14 protein-coding genes are annotated in these 20,004 nt (G+C 45.9%); 9 read left to right on the top strand and 5 right to left on the bottom strand.

Annotation, left to right across the window (positions count from 1 at the left end):
* Nucleotides 1-16 precede the first annotated feature (16 nt).
* Complete coding sequence (gene znuB, locus OH458_RS05340) at nucleotides 17-802, bottom strand: zinc ABC transporter permease subunit ZnuB (protein ID WP_269977525.1); 786 nt, start codon at nucleotides 800-802, stop codon at nucleotides 17-19.
* The gene (gene znuC, locus OH458_RS05345) at nucleotides 795-1,580 is read right to left on the bottom strand and encodes a zinc ABC transporter ATP-binding protein ZnuC (RefSeq protein WP_269977526.1); all 786 of its coding nucleotides are present in this window, start codon (nucleotides 1,578-1,580) and stop codon (nucleotides 795-797) included. The genes znuB and znuC overlap by 8 nt, the downstream gene beginning before the upstream one ends.
* 78 nt (nucleotides 1,581-1,658) lie before the next feature.
* On the opposite strand from znuC, the gene znuA reads away from it, so the two are divergent.
* The 5 genes from znuA (at nucleotide 1,659) to OH458_RS05370 (ending at nucleotide 9,471) form a co-directional block, all read left to right on the top strand.
* Nucleotides 1,659-2,537: a zinc ABC transporter substrate-binding protein ZnuA gene (gene znuA / locus OH458_RS05350; protein WP_269977527.1), complete on the top strand. Its 879-nt coding sequence runs from the start codon at nucleotides 1,659-1,661 to the stop codon at nucleotides 2,535-2,537.
* Nucleotides 2,538-2,759: 222 nt separating this feature from the next.
* Nucleotides 2,760-6,086: a helix-turn-helix domain-containing protein gene (locus OH458_RS05355; RefSeq protein ID WP_333482662.1), complete on the top strand. Its 3,327-nt coding sequence runs from the start codon at nucleotides 2,760-2,762 to the stop codon at nucleotides 6,084-6,086.
* Nucleotides 6,087-6,740: 654 nt separating this feature from the next.
* Nucleotides 6,741-6,968: a FeoA family protein gene (locus OH458_RS05360; protein ID WP_005471674.1), complete on the top strand. Its 228-nt coding sequence runs from the start codon at nucleotides 6,741-6,743 to the stop codon at nucleotides 6,966-6,968.
* The gene (feoB, locus tag OH458_RS05365) at nucleotides 6,968-9,244 is read left to right on the top strand and encodes a Fe(2+) transporter permease subunit FeoB (RefSeq protein ID WP_269977528.1); all 2,277 of its coding nucleotides are present in this window, start codon (nucleotides 6,968-6,970) and stop codon (nucleotides 9,242-9,244) included. The genes OH458_RS05360 and feoB overlap by 1 nt, the downstream gene beginning before the upstream one ends.
* A complete protein-coding gene (locus OH458_RS05370) occupies nucleotides 9,241-9,471 on the top strand; it encodes a FeoC-like transcriptional regulator (RefSeq protein ID WP_038191740.1) in 231 nt (76 codons plus the stop codon). The genes feoB and OH458_RS05370 overlap by 4 nt, the downstream gene beginning before the upstream one ends.
* A 45-nt stretch (nucleotides 9,472-9,516) precedes the next feature.
* Here OH458_RS05370 and OH458_RS05375 read toward each other — a convergent pair whose 3' ends face one another.
* A complete protein-coding gene (locus tag OH458_RS05375) occupies nucleotides 9,517-9,945 on the bottom strand; it encodes an HIT family protein (protein WP_269977529.1) in 429 nt (142 codons plus the stop codon).
* 106 nt (nucleotides 9,946-10,051) lie between these two features.
* The gene (argS, locus tag OH458_RS05380; protein WP_269977530.1) at nucleotides 10,052-11,785 is read right to left on the bottom strand and encodes an arginine--tRNA ligase; all 1,734 of its coding nucleotides are present in this window, start codon (nucleotides 11,783-11,785) and stop codon (nucleotides 10,052-10,054) included.
* A gap of 242 nt (nucleotides 11,786-12,027) precedes the next feature.
* Here argS and OH458_RS05385 point away from each other — a divergent pair, with 242 nt between their 5' ends.
* Nucleotides 12,028-12,627 carry a VOC family protein gene (locus OH458_RS05385; RefSeq protein ID WP_269977531.1) on the top strand — a complete coding sequence of 200 codons (600 nt, stop codon included), beginning with the start codon at nucleotides 12,028-12,030 and terminating at the stop codon, nucleotides 12,625-12,627.
* A 12-nt stretch (nucleotides 12,628-12,639) separates the two neighbouring features.
* Here OH458_RS05385 and OH458_RS05390 read toward each other — a convergent pair whose 3' ends face one another.
* Entirely contained in the window at nucleotides 12,640-15,414 is a 2,775-nt protein-coding gene (locus OH458_RS05390; protein ID WP_269977532.1) for an insulinase family protein, read from the bottom strand.
* A 317-nt stretch (nucleotides 15,415-15,731) separates the two neighbouring features.
* Between OH458_RS05390 and sixA the strand changes: the two genes are divergently transcribed.
* From sixA to flhF, 3 genes are all read left to right on the top strand, one after another.
* A complete protein-coding gene (sixA, locus tag OH458_RS05395; RefSeq protein ID WP_005471726.1) occupies nucleotides 15,732-16,196 on the top strand; it encodes a phosphohistidine phosphatase SixA in 465 nt (154 codons plus the stop codon).
* A gap of 200 nt (nucleotides 16,197-16,396) precedes the next feature.
* Entirely contained in the window at nucleotides 16,397-18,490 is a 2,094-nt protein-coding gene (flhA, locus tag OH458_RS05400; RefSeq protein ID WP_269977533.1) for a flagellar biosynthesis protein FlhA, read from the top strand.
* A gap of 30 nt (nucleotides 18,491-18,520) precedes the next feature.
* Nucleotides 18,521-20,002: a flagellar biosynthesis protein FlhF gene (gene flhF / locus OH458_RS05405; protein ID WP_269977534.1), complete on the top strand. Its 1,482-nt coding sequence runs from the start codon at nucleotides 18,521-18,523 to the stop codon at nucleotides 20,000-20,002.
* Nucleotides 20,003-20,004 lie beyond the last annotated feature (2 nt).

A 20,004-nucleotide genomic window follows, 5' to 3' on the forward strand; every position in this document is an offset into this window, starting at 1 on the left:
TACGTCGGCTTTCTATTTATGCCTTGGTTCTGACTAGTTGAGAGAGCATAAACATGGCGGTCGCGCTAATCACTACCGATGGTCCTGCCGGTGTATCAAAGTGCCAAGATAAGCTTAAACCAAACACGACAGCGAGAGCACCAATAAGTGAAGCCAACAGTGCCATCTGTTCTGGCGTTGATGAGAATCGACGCGCAGCAGCAGCAGGAATAATCAATAGCGATGTCATTATCAACGCACCGACAAACTTCATACCAATAGCGATAACCAAACCGACCATCAGCATCAAAACAAGGCGCATCAAATCAACATTATGGCCGTCAACCGCTGCTAAATCCTCACTGACAGTTGTCGCAAGTAGCGAGCGCCAGAAGATTGCCAATATCGTGGAAACAACAATCACACCGCCGTAGATATACATCAAGTCGGTGGGGGTTACGGAAAGCAAATCACCGAAGAGGTAGCTCATCAAATCAATTCGTACATCGTCCAAAAAGCTAACGGCAACCAAACCGAGAGACAAAGCGCTATGGGCCAAAATGCCGAGTAGGGTATCCGTCGCAACCAGTTGTTGTTTTTGCAGAGTCACCAGAATCAGCGCAAGAGCGAGACAACAAACCACCAGTGCGAGATAGAGGTTTACATTCAGCAAAAAACCAAATGCAATACCCATGAGTGATGCGTGTGCCAGTGTGTCACCGAAGTACGCCATTTTGCGCCACACGACAAAGGAGCCAAGCGGGCCCGCAATGATGGCAATGCCAAGCCCAGCAAGCAGGGATGGTAGTAAAAACTCAATCATGGTGGTGTCCGTGTGAATGATGTGAACAGCTTGAAGCATCGCCAGACACTGGTTGCCCTGCCAAATCATGGTGGTGGTGAGTATGCTGATGGTTATACAGAGCAAGCGCCTCTTGGTAGCCATGGCCGAAGAGTGCGATATAGCTTGGGTGCTGGCTTATTGCTGCTGGCGATCCAGAGCAACAAATGTGATGATGCAAACAAATGACATCATCGGTTTTCGCCATAACAAGATGCAGATCATGAGACACCATAAAAACGGCGCAATTGAAACGATGGCGAATGGTGTCGATTAAATCATAAAGATCTATTTGCCCTTGAACATCAACGCCTTGTGCTGGCTCATCAAGCACCAATAAATCTGGACGTTGCAGTAGAGCACGAGCGAGTAAGACACGCTGGTTTTCACCACCTGATAGGCTGTGCATGTTTGAAGTTAGCAAGTGCTCGGCGCCAACCAGTTTCAATGCTTCTATGATCTCTTGTTGGCTGAATCGGCCAGAGAGTTTCAAAAACCTTGTTACGTTGAGCGGCAGTGAATCATTAAGCTTGAGCTTTTGAGGTACGTAGCCGATCTTTAGACCTTTGCTCTTGGTTACTTTTCCTTGATACTTGCGCTGTAAACCGAGTAGCACTTTTACTAGCGTTGATTTGCCTGCACCATTAGGGCCGATTAACGTGGTAATTTCTCCACGGTTCAGTTTTAAAGAGACTCTATCTAGAACTTTGCGCTCTTCAAATTGAACGCAGATGTCAGTGAGTTCGACCAATGTCGACATGAATAGCACTCATTTGCAATTACTTAATGTTATAATGTAACATTTAATCCCTTGTTAGACTAGACGACTGTTCCCTTTATGAAGCGTATTTTTTCTTTTGCCAGTGTTTTATTGGCGGCATTTAGTGCAAATGCTGCGACCGTGTTAACCAGTATCAAACCCATTCAAATGATAGCTACCGAGTTGACGCAAGAAGTGTCCCAAGTTGATGTTTTGATCCCAGCGAATGCTTCCCCTCATGATTACGCGTTGAGACCATCTGACGTAAAGCGTATTCAAAGTGCCGATATGATTGTTTGGTTTGGCAATGACCTCGAACCGTTCCTTGCTAAAATTCTTGAAAATCGCGATCGCGTACTCACTCTGAGTGACGTTGATGGATTGGAGCTACGAGAGTACAACGGCGATCATCATGACCATCACGGCCATGATCATGGCAGCCACGACCCTCATTTTTGGTTGGGTTACAAAACCACTCAGCAGGTAGCAAAAGCGATCGTTGCCAAGTTGAGTCGTTTAGATGAGAAAAATGCTCCGCGATATCAGGATAACTTGGCCGCGTTCTTACTAAAGCTAGAGAAGCAACAAGTGGCATTGATGTCTCAGCTTACTCCCGTGAAAGAGAAAGGTTACTACGTTTTTCATGATGCGTACGGATACTTTGAGAGTGATTTTGAACTGAACCACTTAGGTCACTTTACGGTAAGCCCTGACAGAAAACCGGGGGCAAAAACACTAATTAAAATTCGTAAAGCCTTGTCCTCTAAGCAGGCGATTTGTGTCTTCTCTGAGCCACAATTTACACCTGCTGTCGTAAAATCTGTTACTCGAGGGAGTGACGCTCGTGTTGGAGTCCTTGACCCTCTGGGTACTGAGGTGCCAGTAGAGCCTGGAGCTTATTTTCAGTTTAGGCAGAACTTAGCCGACAGCTTTTCCAGCTGTTTAGGTTACGAGTAAAATGAAAGGGAGCGTTGGCTCCCTTTTTCAACATTTTTCTTCAGCAAGCCATTTAGATGTGAATTTCGCTTTAAAAGTCAGCGTAATGTCGCAGACTCACTTGTTTATTATCCCTATTCTTAGATAATTATCTTCACAAAATAAATATTCAGTTGTTCGGCGTTACCATTAGTGAACGAACACTATTCTGTTTCAATTCTATTGCTGTTAGGGAAAGTTTAGGTGATAAGAGCCTTATGGGTTACGGTTCTAATTTGGTTGGCGCCTATCGTCAGTGCTGTCGAGTCAACGCCAACTGTTTTCTACCCGTTACCCACACAAGCCCAAGGAAAAGTATTTGCCGCTAAGGATCTGTTTTTAGCCGATGGTGGTGGCGTTTGGTTCCAAGATGTTCGCAATCAAATACTGTTCTTTGATGGTCAAAATATCATGCCTCAGTCTGGCTCTGCGTTGGAGCATGAGGTTGATCGCGTCGCCTTTTTAGACAATGCTTTTTGGTCATTTTTCCGCAATGAGATTTATCGTACTGAACCAAATAAAGAGCGAGAGCTCATTTTCAGTCTCCAACCCGGCGTCGAAATCAAGAGAATAGGGGCATCCAAGCGCTATATTTGGCTCTCTGACGATACTAGTTTTTACACCTATGACGTTGATAGCGGCAGCTTCAATACTTATTCGCTGCTTTCCCTTTATCAGTACAGCCAATCCGCATCGATTGAGATAAATGACGCAAAATTCATCCTGTCAAAATGGGTGTTAGGTACGAACGCAGGGGTTTACCTTTCTCAGAATGAGAACTTTGAACATGTAGCGAGTTCAGGGAAAAAGCACGTTGAAAAGATCTACTTTTCTGACAAGCGTCGAGAACTTGTGATCGGCTCACTTAAGGGCGCTTTGATCTTTGATATCCAAAACCCCAACAAACCCATACAAAAGATACCCGGCTCACATGTGCTAAGTATCGCTGAAACGAGTCAAGAATACTGGATCGGGACCGAGAAAGGTCTCGTTGTCTATTCCTTTTTGACTGGCGAAAGTAAGCGTCTGACGTCCTCTGGCTTCAATGACAATGTTGTCAGCCAAGGCAAAATATATGCGCTGCTAAACGATCAATCTGGTGGTATTTGGATTGCGACCGATCGAGGGGTGCGTTACTTCTCGCTTTTTTCGCACAAGTTCGAACGATTCCCCGATCGTCTACTCTCGACGAATTTATCCATGGACGAGCCTCGTTATCTGACTCGTATGAAGACCAAAGACGGTTATTGGATGATCAGTGATAATGGCGTGTATCGATTGAGCTTGAATAAAGTCAGCAGACGCGAGCTTTTTTACCGAGGGAAAGTGCACGATTTGGTTGAACACAATGGTGTCTTGTGGCTTGCGACAAACAACGGGATAGTGTGTGTCGACTCGATGACTGGGCAGGTTATTAAAGATGACAATCTACCTATCTATCTGAAGTCTTTCCCAACCAAACTGCTCGAATTGGATGGAAAGGGGCTGTTGTGGGGAGCAAGCGATCAGCAGCTGTGGAGTTATGAGATGACGACCAATACGCTGACGCAATATGGCTCTGAGTGGATGATTAAAAGATACTTGCCTGCTCAGCTCACGCAAATGATGGTTACGTCTCAAGGTCATCTGGTTCTGGGTACAGAGCACGGAGTGTATGTAATGCGCGACGGGCAAGTGAACTTCGTAGGTGAGAGTGTTCCGTTTGGATTGGTCATTAATCTTGTTCAGGTTGCGGATGAGCAAGTTTGGGTTGCCAGCCGCTACGGCCTTTATCGTTTTGGTCTCTACAACGGACATGTCGATCCGATTCCTTTACTTGATGGACACATCACGTCCAAGTGCTTAATCAAAAATCAAGATGGCATTTGGCTGACGTCATCTGCTGGATTTACACGATATTCTGAGCAGGGCGACCTGATACGCCACTACGGCGAGCCCTTTGGTTTGATAAGCAACGAGTTTTCTCCACGCCTGTGTAGTTACAGCATTGATAGTGAGCGTACTCTGCTATTGGGAGCCAAATCGAGTTTGATTAAAGTGAATACTCACGAACTGGTTGTGAGCCGTTTGCCTGATATTAAAGTCATCATTAGCCAAGTAAAAGTCAATCAAACCCTTCATTCGCTCGGTGAAACCTCAGAGCAACTATTAGAAGTTGGCTACGGTGAATCGGTATCGTTCCAATTTGGTGTATTACCTCAAGTCAATAAAGTCTCCGTAGAGTACCGTCTCAATGAGGAACAGTGGCAGCTTCTCGATGGCGCGACGCTGAATATTGACCATATGATGCCCGGCCACTACAGGCTAGAGGTTAGAGCGGTGATCAACACGAACCAGCGTGGTCAAAGCAACGAGTTCCTGTTTTATGTTACCAAACCGTGGTTCTTAACGACTTATGCACTTCTAGCCTATGCACTTATAACGCTGTTTGTTTTGGCCACGATTGTTTATTGGCGTTCACGAATCATGACCAAAGCCAACAGACAGCTTAAAGCTCAGGTAGCCCTGAAAACCAACCAGCTGCGTCACCAAAGTCGTATCTTGTTGAGTAATAACCAGCAATTAAGAAAGCAGCTGCAAATTCGACGCTTAATCACAACGCAGTCTATTGAGGCGATGAAACAACGTCTGATCAGTTCGTCCGTAGAGCACCCTTCAGAGCAGAGTGGTGGTCATCAACATATGCTTAATTATCTGGTCAAAGAGTTGGATCTACTACTCCATGTCAGAACAACCAATGGTCAAGCGGTTCCGGTTTACAACCTCAATTTGATTTTGCACTCGGTACTGAATGGTTGGGAAGAAGAATTGATTAAATCGGGTATTCAGGTTGAATTTCAGCGTAATGATGACTCGGATCATTATATCACTCTGGCGACGTTTAATCTCGACGAGTTGCTCAATACGTTACTGGATAGCATTACCAAACGTTGTTACCGAAACCAAGTCGTGATCATCTCGATACGTAAAGAAGAGCAGTGGGTGACACTGTCGGTTGTTGAACAAGGTGAGTCACTAGAAAACTACAGTCACTCTTCAACCCTGCAAACCCTTCATTCCTTGGTTGATCAAAGTGGTGGTTCTATTAGCACTCACAGTTCGGTTGAGCGAAATCTAATGGAAATCACTTGGCAGGGCAGTGAATCGTTTGATGAAGAGTCAGTGATCGAGCTACCTACTGAGGAAGACCGCCTTGAAGCGCCAGCTGAAGACCCATGGCTCATAAAAGTAAAAGCATTAGTGCAAGAGAGCTACTCTGACCCAGAATTCAGTACGTCTGTTGCAGCGAAGATGTTGTATGTTTCAGAGCGTAGTTTACAGAGACGAGTCAAAGCTGCGATTGAAAAAACCTTCACTGAATATTTAACGGAGGTGCGCCTGGATCAAGCTTGTCGCCGTTTATTGGCTGGCGAGAAAGTGTCTGACGTTGCCTTTGAGTGCGGATTCAACGACCCTTCCTATTTTAGTCAACGTTTCAAACATCGCTTTGGCGTCCCACCTACGCAGTTTGTTGAGCAGCAAGAGTCGTAAAGTCCACTTTATCTTGGCTAGAGAAGGACTTCGTGTCCTTTTTCGTCGTAAGCTCTAATCCCGAAATCTACAACCGAATTAAGCCATAGAACTACATCGTAGCAGTCTTATTGCGCAAAAATGATTATACGTTCAATAGTTATCTTAGACGAAAACTTAGTGGTTGAAGCTAGTCAGTGGATTGAGGTTTGAAGTGTAACAATTGAGATGAGATGAAAAAAATATCGTGGTATAGCCGGGGGGACTATACCACGGGTGCCAATGACACCTTCGCTTGCTGCCGGAGTGACGCTGGATGCGCCACCTCTGGAATTCTTGTCTTAAGGTCTCCCTCTCGACGTGATTAACTATAAATCCTTGGCCTTTTTTTACTTATAAAATTAACGCCAGTATTACATAAGAAAAGCGACAAGTTATTTAACCCTATGAATTTAAAGGATTAAAAGTCAATTCTGTCTGGTTTTTTTTGTTTTTGGTAATTCTACTTCCTTTTTCATTTCTAGTTTTTAACGTTTTTGACGACGTTTCTTTTAACGAAAATGACATTTTCAAAAGTGCAAAGATTGATTTCAGACAAGAATTGTTACATTTGAAGGAAGTACTATTAGAAGCGTTAATAAAAATACTTTTCATTTGTATATAGCTGGCCTGTTTATGACATTATCAGAACTACAACAAGGGCAAAAAGCCATTATTACTGGATTCAATGAGCTCTCTATTGATGTGAGAAAAAAACTTATGGTGATGGGGCTGTTGCCACAAACATCGGTGACTTTGATTCGCCGAGCGCCAATGGGCGACCCACTTCAAGTTGAAGTTCGTGGTGTATCACTTGCTGTTCGCGAAAATATTGCCAGTGCAATTAGCGTGGAGGTGAACTAGTGGACTATCAAATTCTCACTGTAGGTAACCCGAACAGTGGTAAAACAACACTCTTTAATGGGCTAACAGGGGCCAAGCAGCAGGTTGGCAACTGGGCGGGCGTAACGGTCGAAAAGAAAACCGGTAAGTTCTTCCACTCTGGGGATCAATTTTCTTTGACAGACTTACCCGGTATCTATGCGCTTGATAGCGGCAATGACAGTAACAGTATCGATGAATCTATCGCTTCTAGAGCAGTATTAACTCATCCAGCGGATCTGATCATTAATGTCGTTGATGCCACCTGCCTTGAACGCAGTCTCTATATGACTCTTCAGCTGCGTGAACTGGGTCGTCCTATGATTGTTGTGTTGAACAAGATGGATGCACTGAAGCGCGAGCGGCAAACGATCGACATCAAAGCGCTTGAAAACATGTTGGGTTGCCCAGTCTTTGCTATCTCAGCCAACAGTCGAAGCCAGGTGCTCACTCTAAAAGATCGGCTTCACAAAGCCGTCGTGCAAGGGGTTGCGTTGGATGAGTTGCGTTTGGACTATGGTTTTGAGTTTGAAAGCGCCATTAAAGAGTTGGAGCCAGTATTCGCTGAAGAGAGAGATGTTGCGGCGCGAGCGATGGCTATTCGTGCTCTAGAAAATGATCGCCTCGTACTCAACGCATTGTCACAGCAAGAGAGAGAGCGGGTGATTAGTACGCAATCTCAAGTGAGCATCGACATTGATTTGTTGGTTGCAGATACGAAGTACACCTTTTTGCATGACCAATGTAAAAAAGTGCGTCGTAGTGAGGGAAAACTTAGCCACAGTTTTACCGAAAAAGTGGATAGCATCATCTTGAATAAATGGATTGGCGTGCCGTTTTTCTTTGTGGTGATGTATTTAATGTTCATGTTCTCTATCAACATTGGTGGCGCATTTATCGATTTCTTCGATATTGGCGTGGGAGCCTTGCTGGTTGATGGCGGGCATTATTTGTTGGATAGCCATCTCCCTGTTTGGTTGGTGACTTTAATCGCTGATGGTTTAGGTGGGGGTATTCAAACGGTAGCCACCTTTATTCCCGTTATCGCTTGTTTGTACTTGTTCCTTGCTGTGCTTGAAAGCTCAGGTTACATGTCTCGTGCTGCGTTTGTATTAGACAAAGTGATGCAAAAAATCGGCTTGCCGGGAAAAGCCTTTGTTCCGCTTGTTCTTGGGTTTGGTTGTAACGTCCCATCAATAATGGCGACGCGTACATTGGATCAAGAGCGTGAACGTAAGCTAGCTGCCTCTATGGCGCCATTTATGTCATGTGGTGCGCGACTGCCTGTCTATGCATTGTTTGCAGCGGCGTTCTTTCCAGAGAGTGGTCAGAATGTGGTTTTCGCCCTGTATTTAATCGGTATTTTTGCCGCTGTGTTGACGGGCCTCGTGCTCAAGCACACCATCTATCCCGGTTCTAGCGATAGTTTGGTTATGGAAATGCCAGACTATGAATTGCCGACCATGCGTAATGTGGTGATTAAGACTTGGCAAAAACTGAAGCGCTTTGTTTTGGGGGCGGGAAAAACCATAGTGGTGGTAGTGACCATCCTTAGCTTCCTCAATTCTGTTGGCACAGATGGAACATTTGGCAACGAAGATAGCGATAACTCGGTACTCTCCAAAGTATCCCAAGTCGTCACACCAGTCTTTGCTCCTATCGGTATCGAGAACGACAACTGGCCAGCAACGGTGGGTATTATTACGGGTATTTTTGCTAAAGAAGCGGTTGTCGGGACTCTCAATAGTCTCTACGCACCAGCAGAAGATGAAGCGGGTGAGTATGATTTAATCGCAAGTCTTGAAGAGGCCGTAATGTCAATCCCTGATAACCTTTCCGGCTTGAGTTACTCAGACCCACTCGGTATTGAGGTTGGTGATTTGACAAACAGCCAAGCTGTTGCGCAAGAGCAGGAAGTTGATGCGTCTATCTTTGGTAATCTAAAGTCCCACTTCGCTTCTGGTCACGCTGCATTTGCCTATTTACTGTTTATCTTGCTCTACACTCCTTGTGTCGCGGCAATGGGAGCTTATGTGCGTGAATTTGGCAGCAAATACGCGAGATTTATTGCGGTTTGGACGATGGGACTGGCCTATGGAAGTGCCGCCCTCTATTACCAAGTAACTCACTTTGCTGATCATCCAGTAACCAGCGCAGCTTGGATTGGTGGTGTGATGTTGACAAGTTTGATCGTTTTCAAGCTATTGAAAAGAGCTGGTCAGAAGGCGCAGCCAGAGCTTGAGGTGCAAGTCGCATGATATTGTCTGAGTTAAAGTACTACATCGAGCGCAACGGCACTGCTTCTCAACGTGAATTAGCCAAGCAGTTTGCGCTGAGCGAAGATGGGGTGGATGCCATGCTATCCGTTTGGATTAGGAAAGGGGTGATATCTCGCTTGGTTGATACCAATGCGGCGAATCATATCACTCGTGTGCGTTACTCAATGGTTGCACGTAATGCTTTAGCCGTGACAGTGACAATGTAGTCGAGCCAATTAAATGGGCCGTTCTAGCAATAGAACGGCTTTTTTTTATGCGCGAGTGAACAGCTTACTTAATGAAAGGACGTTGCCGATTCTTGTTTGGATCTCAGACTGCTCTTGCTCAGTCCGAAACTTTCCCTTGGTATTTCCCCATACCGGCCCTGGCCATGCAATGTCGTCTTCAAATCGAGCGATGTGATGGATGTGGAGTTGAGGAACCATGTTACCAAGCGCGCCGAGGTTGAGTTTCTTTGGCTGGAAGGTCGCTTCTAGCGCTTGGCTTACCGCTTGAGATTCATGCAAAAATTGCTGCTGTTCTTGCATTGGTAAGTGATGCAGCTCTTTTAGATTGGCACGCTTAGGCACCAAGATGACCCAAGGCACTGCATTGTCTTTATGCAGCAGTGCAACACACAGCGGAAAGTGGCCAATGATGGTGGTATCTTTTGCCAATTGAGGGTGCAGTTCAAAACTCATTATTGTTTTCCATTTTGAATTGAATGACGTCAGTATACGCCAGATAAAACAAAAGGTTGACGCTTTCACGCCAACCTTTCTGATTATCTAAAAGCTTGATGCTTAATTACATGCGCTCTAGCGTTTCGATACCTAGTAGAGATAGACCTTGCTTAATCGTCTTCGCAGTCAGTGCTGCAAGTTTCAGGCGGCTCTGCTTCACTGAATCGTCTTCAGTGTTAAGAATAGGGCACGCTTCGTAGAAGCTAGAGAACTGACCAGCTAGTTCGAATAGGTAGCTACACATGATGTGTGGTTGACCTTCACGAGCAACAGATTGTACCGCTTCTTCAAACTGTAGCAGTTTAGCGATAAGCGCTTTTTCTTTCTCTTCAGTCACTTTGATTTCGCCTGCTAGGTTATCCATAGAGATACCTGCTTTAGCGAAGATAGAAGAGACACGAGTGTAAGCGTACTGCATGTAAGGCGCCGTGTTGCCTTCAAACGCTAGCATGTTGTCCCAGTCAAACACGTAGTCTGTTGTACGGTGCTTAGACAGGTCAGCATACTTAACCGCTGCCATAGCAACAGTGTTAGCGATTTTGACTTTCTCTTCTGAATCAAGACCTGCGTTCTTAGATTCGATCAGCTTGATTGCGCGCTCTTCTGCTTCATCTAATAGATCAGCAAGACGAACCGTACCACCTGCACGAGTCTTAAATGGACGACCGTCTTTACCTAGCATCATGCCGAACGCGTGGTGCTCAAGTGATACTTCTTCTGGCACATAACCCGCTTTACGAACGATAGTCCAAGCTTGCATTAGGTGCTGATGTTGACGTGAGTCGATGAAGTAAAGTACGCGGTTTGCGCCTAGTGTTTCGTACCGGTACTTAGCACAAGCAATATCCGTCGTGGTGTATAGGAAGCCACCATCACGTTTTTGGATGATAACACCCATCGCTTCGCCATCTTTGTTCTTGTATTCTTCTAGGAAGACAACTTGAGCACCATCATCTTCTTGAGCAATACCACGCTCTTTCAGATCGGCAACAATGCCAGGTAGCATGTCGTTGTACATGCTTTCGCCCATAACATCGTCACGCGTTAGAGATACGTTTAGGCGGTCGTAGTTACGTTGGTTTTGAACCATAGTAACGTCAACCAGTTTCTTCCACATCTCAGCGCAGTATTCGTCGCCGCTTTGTAGTTTCACTACGTAGTTACGTGCGCGAAGGGCGAACTCTTCGTCTTCGTCGTAGAGCTTTTTCGATTCGCGGTAGAAGGCTTCAAGGTCAGACAGTTCCATTGAAACTTCGCCAGACTCTTTTTGTACGCGTTCCAGGTTAGCGATAAGCATGCCAAACTGAGTACCCCAGTCACCGATGTGGTTAGCACGGATCACTTTGTGACCTAGGAATTCAAGAGTACGAACAACTGCGTCACCGATGATGGTTGAACGTAGGTGACCGACGTGCATTTCTTTAGCAACGTTTGGCGCAGAGTAGTCAGCAACGATCGTTTGCTGTTCTTCTTTCGCGACACCTAGGCGAGCATCTGCCAATGCAGACTCGGCTTGCTTCGCTAGAAACTCTTCACTTAGGAAGATGTTAATGAAACCAGGACCTGCTATTTCAGTCTTGCTTGCGATACCGTCTAGGTCCAGAACATCCAATACTTTCTGTGCAAATTCGCGTGGGTTTGTGCCTAGCTTTTTCGCTACGCCCATTACGCCATTCGCTTGGTAATCACCAAACTGTGGTTTTGCAGATTGGCGGACTGCGGCAGGGCTGCCTGCAGGTGCGCCAGCGGCTTCTAGAGCCTGAGAAACTTTGTCATTAATAAGTGCTTGGATATTCACACGCGCTTCCTTCAATTCTAGGGAATTGGTTGGGTATACATTCGCTATTGATAGGCTTGCAGTCGTTGCCTGAATAATATCCACCGAAATGGAATGAATGTATATCTCGATCTAGTTCATAATTTGGAGCACATAATAGCAACTTTATTGGATTCCTTATAGGGAGTGAACTGGGAAATTTTCTACTTTTCCTGATGATCTTGTTAGTATTGAAGAAAAATTAATGTTTTAGGTGAAATTAAATGTCTCAAAGACTGATTGATGCTGAATTAATGCCCCAACAGATGAAGCAAAAATTGCACGATTTTATGCATAAAATCCAACAGTTAGGCGAAATCTTGCATATTAATTTGTCGGATTTTCAAGCAGATCATATTGCGCTGCGCATCAACGAAGCAGAATTGGCACATTTAGCCCATCAAGAATGGCTAAAAGCAGGGAAAGAAATTTCGAACGCGATGATCAATGGTCGACCGATCATCGTTCTTGAATTCAATCAGCCACTTAACGCATTAGAGTGGAAAATCGAGTGCTTGGAGCTACCCTATCCCGCAGAGGGTAAGTACTACCCCGAACAAAGCTGGGAGCATGTGGAGTTTGTTGTACCATCTCAAGCTAAAACGGCGGAAGAATATTTGGCAGATCTCAAGCGCCAATTTCCATGTTTCGCTGAGAAGTATGATGTTTTGCCGGAGCAAGGTGTGAAAATCAAGCTCTCAAGCCCAAAAGGAGAAGGGGAACGTTTGAACAATCCGACGGTGGCATTTAAACGAAACGGGGTGTGCATCAAGCTACACCCACATTCGTTAAAGAAGATTGTTGAATCTGAACAAGCGAGTTAATGGCGTCACGAGTTAACCGAGTTCGATGTCTTTTGGTCTTAACTGAAACTCTTCAATTGATCCGATCTCAGAGCCAAGCTCGAGTTTCTCTGACTCGTGGTGCGCATTGCCTTGCGTGTGCATTATGAGTCTATTGGCGGTACGAGGTTTGAGCTCGTTGACAACAAAACGAATCATGTCGGAGCGATCCAGAGTTTTGAGTTCTTCTAGCACTTTTTCTTTTTGGTTAAAGTCGAGATCTTTGTTACCAATCGCAACCCACAACCGCTGTGCCCGAGACCTCAATGTCGTATCGGGTGCCGCGATTTGGTTCCATAGCCCTCGTTTACTGCTATGCCACTGGTATTCATTTAGCTCGAGTAGGACCATATAAAAGGCGTTTAAAAACTCATCAATGGACTGAATCAGCTCGCTTGGAGCGGCATTGGGTGATTGAACATAGAGCACAATACCTGGATGTTTGTTTAGTGGTAAGTTCCCTGTGCCTACCATGTAGCCAAGCTGCTGCTTTGTTCGAATCTCATGGAAAAACGTCGCCGACATTAAGTGGTTGGCCAGTGAATACAGTGCAATACTACGGGGGCTCTTATCTTCACATTGATAGTAAAGCACCACGGCTGAGTCTTCTTGGTCACAAAATACTTCCCGCTGAAACGACCCGTTTTTACCCAACATGACAAGCGGTCGTAACGATTCTTCGTACTGTTGATTCTTGACTCTTAGCGCGTCTTTTAGCGTATTACCGAGGCTGAGCGCTTCTTTTTTCGTCCAGTCACCATACACAAACATCTCAACATGCAACTCGGAAAGAATGTCTTCAACAAAGCTGGACAACTCTTCAACGCTTATGGACTCTAACGCGTCGACTAGCACCGAGTAGGGGGGATTGTTCGGTTGTAAAATTCCGGTTAGAGCATTAAAGAGCTGCGAAATTGGACGATCTTGCGAAGCATTGCGCCAATTTCTTAGCATTTGCGTTTTTATCGTGTCAAAGCGTTGCTGACTAAAGTCCCGTTTAGCAAAGCGCTGCAAAATGAGTTGCATTAATTCAGGTTGCTTCTGGGTGAAACCCGACACGGTTAAGGTAACGCCACCTTGATGGGCGTACATGTTGTAACCCATGCCCGCAATTTCTGCTTGGTATGTCTCTTTTGCCAAGCTGTCTAAGAACATCTCAACGCAAAGTCTTGTTTTTACGATGTTTGTCGGGGTTGAAACCGCTTGGGGGCTGTCGATAGCAACGTACAAGACGCCTTTCGGTACTCGGTATTCGGTGTCTTGTAAATGCCAAAGCTTAAAGCCGGGTAACTCTTCAATCACTTGAGGCACAGTGTCATTGCCCTCAATGGGTTGAGGGTCGAGATCGTAGCAAATGAAAGGGTTTTTATCGGGCAGAGAAAATTTGAGCGGTGATGGCTGTTGATAATGTGATCGCAGCTGGTCACTAATCGGGTGAACCGCGTAGGGTGTGAAGTACCACTTTGCTTCTTTATCGTAATCTAGCCCTTGAGCAATCAGTGTGACACGAAGATTGTCGACTGAGAAATAATCAGTCAGAGAAGTGAGTAGTTGCTCGTTATAGCCTTGCATCATGTAGTCGCCGTAAACCACATCTTCGGCCTGATAGTGCTGCATATTAATGACAAGGTGGCTGACCAGATCAAGTGGTCTTGTGGGCTCTTGAAAGCGAAATGCAGATTCAAGAACAGCTTTTTTCTCGAGGTATCGCCATTCATCCATACCTTGTGTCTTGATAAGGGTTATGTAGCTGAATACCGACTGAATGATATCGTCTGTATGCGACATCCCTTCCTGCGTCAGTGAGCAACTAATGGTGAAATCCCGATAGTTACTGCCGCTCGCGCCTCCACCTGCGGAGAGGGATGTAATCCAGCCTTGCTCTTTGAGTGCGACCATCAGGCTTCCAGGTCCTTCATCTCCCAGCAGGTGCGCGAAGTAAGAGAGTGGTTTGGTTTGGTAGTACTCATCCATACCAAGCATTGGGAAGGCGAGAATCAGCTTGCGCAGATCTTTTATCGGTTCTACATGCACCGAAATTGCAGTTGAATCAGCGTCCGAGTATTCAGCATCGATTTTTTTGCCCGCAAGTTGGTGATTGGGAATGTCGTTAAACATCTCTTCGCACAGGGTTTGAAGCTCATCAAGCTCTTGTGGACCAATGATGGCCAATGTCATCAGATCCGCAGAGTAATGCGAATAGTGGAAGTCGATTATCTCATCTCGAATGGATTTGCCGTCCCGATCGCCCAGCGTTTCCAGATTACCAACTGAAAACTTACTGAACGGATGCGCTTGGTTGATCACTTCTTTATTGACTTGATATAAGCGACGCGAGTCATCATTGAGTTTCAACTTGTATTCAGAGTCAACCGCTTGGCGTTCTTTATCCAATGCTTCCGGATTGAACAGTGGAGCGGTAAAGAATTGACTGAATCGATCTAAGGCTGATGGGAAAGCGTTGGGGGATACATCGAAAAAGAAACAAGTATGTTCGGTCCCAGTCCATGCATTGTTGCTGCCACCATGTTGATTGATATAACTTTGAAACTCGCCCACTTTAGGGTACTTTTCGGTCCCCAAAAATAGCATGTGTTCCAAATAGTGGGCTAACCCTTCTCGGTCTTGAGGATCATCGAAGTGGCCCACGTTGACGGCCAACGCCGCGGCACTCTTTTGCGCATTGACGTCATGCGTCAGCAACACTCTGATACCATTAGGTAAAGTGAGGTAACGGTATGTATTGCTATCATTGGGGCTGATGTGCACGTGATTGTCTCCGATGAGGTAATTATGTGTAAGCCAATTCAGTATTGATAATGTCAACAGGCCCTAATAATTATGACTCGGATATCCATCAGTGCAAACTATCTGTTTGAGAAATCTGAGCAAAATAGGGTTTCGCTGGCTGTGGGATTTGTCGCAAAGAGTGTTAACGAAGTCTGAGTCTTTGCCACAGTACTTGATATAATTATTGATGAGAGTGATCGATTTGAAGCTCCCAACGCGCATTGTGTGGGCGACAATTCAAATAATATTAATTCTGATCACCAATAATAATTCAGAGAATAGTTTAGGATGAAGCCATGAAAATTTTTATCATGCGTCACGGAGAAGCGGAGCATTACGCGCCCAGTGACGCAGAGCGTGAGTTAACCGACCGAGGCCGAAGCGCTTCAGTTGCAGTTGCGAAGGCTTGTGCTCAGCAAGGATTCCAGCAGTTTGATAAGGTAATCGTTAGCCCATACATTCGTGCCCAGCAAACATGGCAAGAGATTTCGACCTATTTAAGTGCCAAAAGCATCGAAACGAATGAAGATATTACGCCTTACGGTCAAGCTGAAGAGGTTGCGGATTACCTACAAGCCGTAGCCGATTTGGAAAAGCTGGATTCGGTTTTGCTGGTTTCTCATCTGCCGTTAGTGGGCTATTTGACGGCGGAGTTTGTTCCCGGGATGGTGCCACCAATGTTCCCAACTTCAGGGCTCATTTGTATCGACTATTCACTTGAAAAGCAGCGCGGTGACGTCGCTTTTAATATTCAACCGTGACCTTCTTGTAAACACCTTAAATCACTACGCATTGTGCCAACGACAATGCGTACTTATCAAATCGGAAGTTACCTTTGTTTCTCCGTATTACGGTGGGGTGTTTATCCATCATTGCCAGTCATTTATTTGACATGATAAATGGACTGAAACTTGCATATTCCAATAAGTTTCTCATTCCATAGAAAATTTAACGCCTATCTATGAAGTTTTCTTTACCATTTGCGGATAAATTACCCTCTATCCCACAAAGAGCGATGCCTGCGATTGGCGCCCCCGTCATGGTTTTGGCCACGTTGGGGATGGTTGTATTACCTATCCCTGCATTTTTGCTCGATTTATTCTTTACCTTCAATATTGCGCTTGCAATGGTTGTCTTGCTGGTCACGGTTTACACTCGCAGACCCCTTGATTTTGCTGCATTTCCAACAGTACTTCTGATTGCGACCTTGTTGCGCTTAGCGCTAAACGTCGCATCAACTCGAGTGGTATTGCTCTATGGTCATGAGGGTTCTGGTGCGGCAGGTAGTGTGATTGAAGCCTTTGGTAGCGTGGTTATTGGCGGTAACTACGCAGTTGGTTTGGTCGTGTTCCTTATCTTGATGATCATCAACTTCATGGTTGTAACCAAGGGTGCTGGGCGTATATCTGAGGTAAGCGCTCGTTTTACGTTGGACGCATTACCTGGTAAACAAATGGCCATCGATGCCGACTTGAATGCGGGGTTAATCGATCAAGACCAAGCCAGAACCCGTCGCCAAGAAGTGACGAAAGAGGCGGACTTCTATGGTTCGATGGACGGTGCATCTAAGTTTGTTAAAGGTGATGCCATTGCCGGTATTTTGATTCTGTTTATCAATATTATCGGTGGTCTCTCAATCGGTATGGCGCAATACGGTTTAGGGTTTGGTGAAGCGATTCAAATCTATACCCTACTGACGATCGGTGACGGCTTAGTTGCACAAATTCCATCGTTACTCCTTTCGATTGGCGCAGCCATTATGGTAACACGCCAAAATACCGATGAAGACATGGGACAACAGCTTGTCTTTCAAATGTTTGACAACCCTAAAGCTCTGACGATTACAGCGATAATCTTGGGCGTAATGGGCATTGTTCCAGGCATGCCTCACTTTGCATTCTTACTGCTGGCTGCTTTGGCTGGTGGCGCGGCGTACTGGATCAATCGCAAACACAAAAAAGCAGCAGAAAAACCCAATCTACCCGCCACGACAGAAGCAGAAGCGCCCACGCCAAAAGAGCTCTCTTGGGACGATGTTCAGCCTGTCGATATTGTCGGCCTAGAAGTCGGTTATCGATTAATTCCTTTGGTCGATAAAGACCAAGGCGGAGAGCTGTTAGAGCGCGTGAAAGGTGTACGTAAGAAACTTTCCCAAGATTTCGGATTCCTCATTCCTGCGGTACATATTCGTGACAATCTAGAACTGACGCCAAACAGCTATCGCATCACTTTGATGGGCGTCGCTGTTGGAGAAGCTGAAATTCGCCCTGATATGGAGCTCGCGATTAACCCAGGACAGGTGTATGGAATGATTGATGGTGAGCCCACGATTGATCCTGCCTTCGGCCTAGAGGCTATCTGGATTCGAGAAGAGCAGCGCGAACATGCTCAAGCGTTAGGGTACACGGTTGTCGATTCTTCGACGGTCCTTGCGACGCACCTGAGCCAACTGCTGACCAACAATGCGTCGCAGTTAATTGGTCATGAAGAAGTACAGAACCTACTTGAGATGCTGGGCCGCAGTACACCTAAACTGGTGGAAAGCTTTGTACCCGACCAACTCCAATTGGGCGTTGTGGTTAAAGTGCTACAAAACTTGCTTAACGAAGGTGTGCCAATCCGAGATATTCGTACTATCGTTCAAACCTTGTCCGAATACTCGAGCAAAAGTCAAGAACCTGACATTCTCACCGCTGCGGTTCGCATTTCCCTTAAACGCTTAATTGTTCAAGAAATCAATGGTATAGAGCCAGAATTGCCAGTGATTACTCTAATTCCGGAGTTGGAACAAATTTTGCATCAGACCATGCAGGCTTCTGGTGGTGAATCTGCTGGGATCGAGCCTGGTTTAGCTGAGCGACTACAATCATCATTGAGTCAAGCCACTCAAGAGCAAGAGCTCAAAGGCGAACCTGCGGTGTTACTAACCTCCGGAGTTTTGCGCTCAACCTTGGCGAAGTTTGTTAAGAACACGATTCCGTCTTTGAGAGTACTCTCATATCAGGAAATCCCAGACGAGAAACAAATTCGCATTGTTCAGGCGGTTGGTAACTAGCTCTAAATGCGAGAATAAACGGTACCCAAATTGAAGATTAAACGATTTTTTGCCAAAGACATGCGTACAGCACTGCTCCAAGTGAAAGGGGAGCTCGGTGATGATGCGGTGATCATGTCTAATAAAAAAGTCGCAGGTGGTGTGGAAATTGTTGCCGCTGTAGACAGCGATGGGTCGACAAATCGTCCGGCAAACAACAGCTATGGTTCCAGCCCAAGACATGCTCCTCGCCAAGCGCCTGCTACGATACCGACGCCGTCAAAACGTCAACTTGAAGATGATCGTGTTACCTTGCAAGCACAAGCGGATTCTGGACGCTCGATGACGCAACGTTTCGCCAATATGCTCAAGCAATACAGCGGCGGTAAGCCGGAGCATGAAGATGAAACCGATGAAAGAGAGACCGACTCGCTTTCTGCCTTGCTTCAAAGGCAAGCGGCTTCTCGTTCAAACAGCAACGAGCGCGTGCAGCTCAAAGAAGATTCTCCATTAGCCCGTCTTATCGCGGAAGATCGCCGAATAGAAAGACCACAAACCAAGCTAGACCCTAGCCGTTATGAGCGTGGCAAGCCGAACGAGCAAGCCGTATCCAACGAAGACCTTGAAGAAATGAAAGAAGAGATGATGTCCATTCGTCGTCTTCTTGAGCACCAAGTGTCTGGCTTAATGTGGCAAGAAGTGGAGCGAAGAGAACCGCTCAGAGCGATGTTGATTAAGCGTCTTGAGCGAATGGGTGTCTCGTCAGATCTTGCTGACCAGCTTGCTTGCTACATCCCTGAAGACACGCCACCAACCAAAGCGTGGAAGGCGCTGCTAGGTCTTGTCTCGGACCAGATCCCAATATCTAAGCAAGATATCTTGAAGCGAGGTGGTGTTGTTGCACTGCTTGGCCCAACGGGGGTGGGGAAAACCACCACTGTTGCAAAACTTGCTGCGCGAGCGGCAATGGAGTGGGGAGCAGACAACGTTGCTTTGGTCACCACGGACACATACAGAATTGGTGCCCATGAGCAGTTGGCCATATATGGTCGAATTATGGGATGTGCCGTAAAAGTCGCTAAAGATTCCAAAGAGTTAGCCGATGTAATATATCAGTTAAGGAATCGCCGCCTGATTCTTGTCGATACTGCGGGTATGGGACAGCGTGATGTCAGGCTGTCTGAGCAGCTCGACACCTTAATGCACGAAAGCGGTGAAATGATCCATAGTTATCTGGTATTGCCTGCAACGGCGCAGAGAAAAGTCCTACAGGAAACGATTGATCATTTTAAGCGCATACCGTTATCGGGGTGCATTATGACTAAGCTTGATGAATCTCTAAGCCTTGGCGAATTTGTAAGTGTGGTAGTGCAAAATGCCCTACCTGTCGCCTACATCGCGAATGGACAGCGTGTCCCTGAAGACATAGTGATTGCACAGCCAAAATACATGGTAGCTAAGGCAAACGAATTATTAGAGAAGTCGGCAGACGACGAGCCTCACTACTGGAATAGTGAAGCGGAAAGGTTCTAGCG

This window comes from Vibrio sp. MarTm2 (assembly GCF_027587055.1).
GTDB lineage: Bacteria > Pseudomonadota > Gammaproteobacteria > Enterobacterales > Vibrionaceae > Vibrio > Vibrio sinaloensis_D.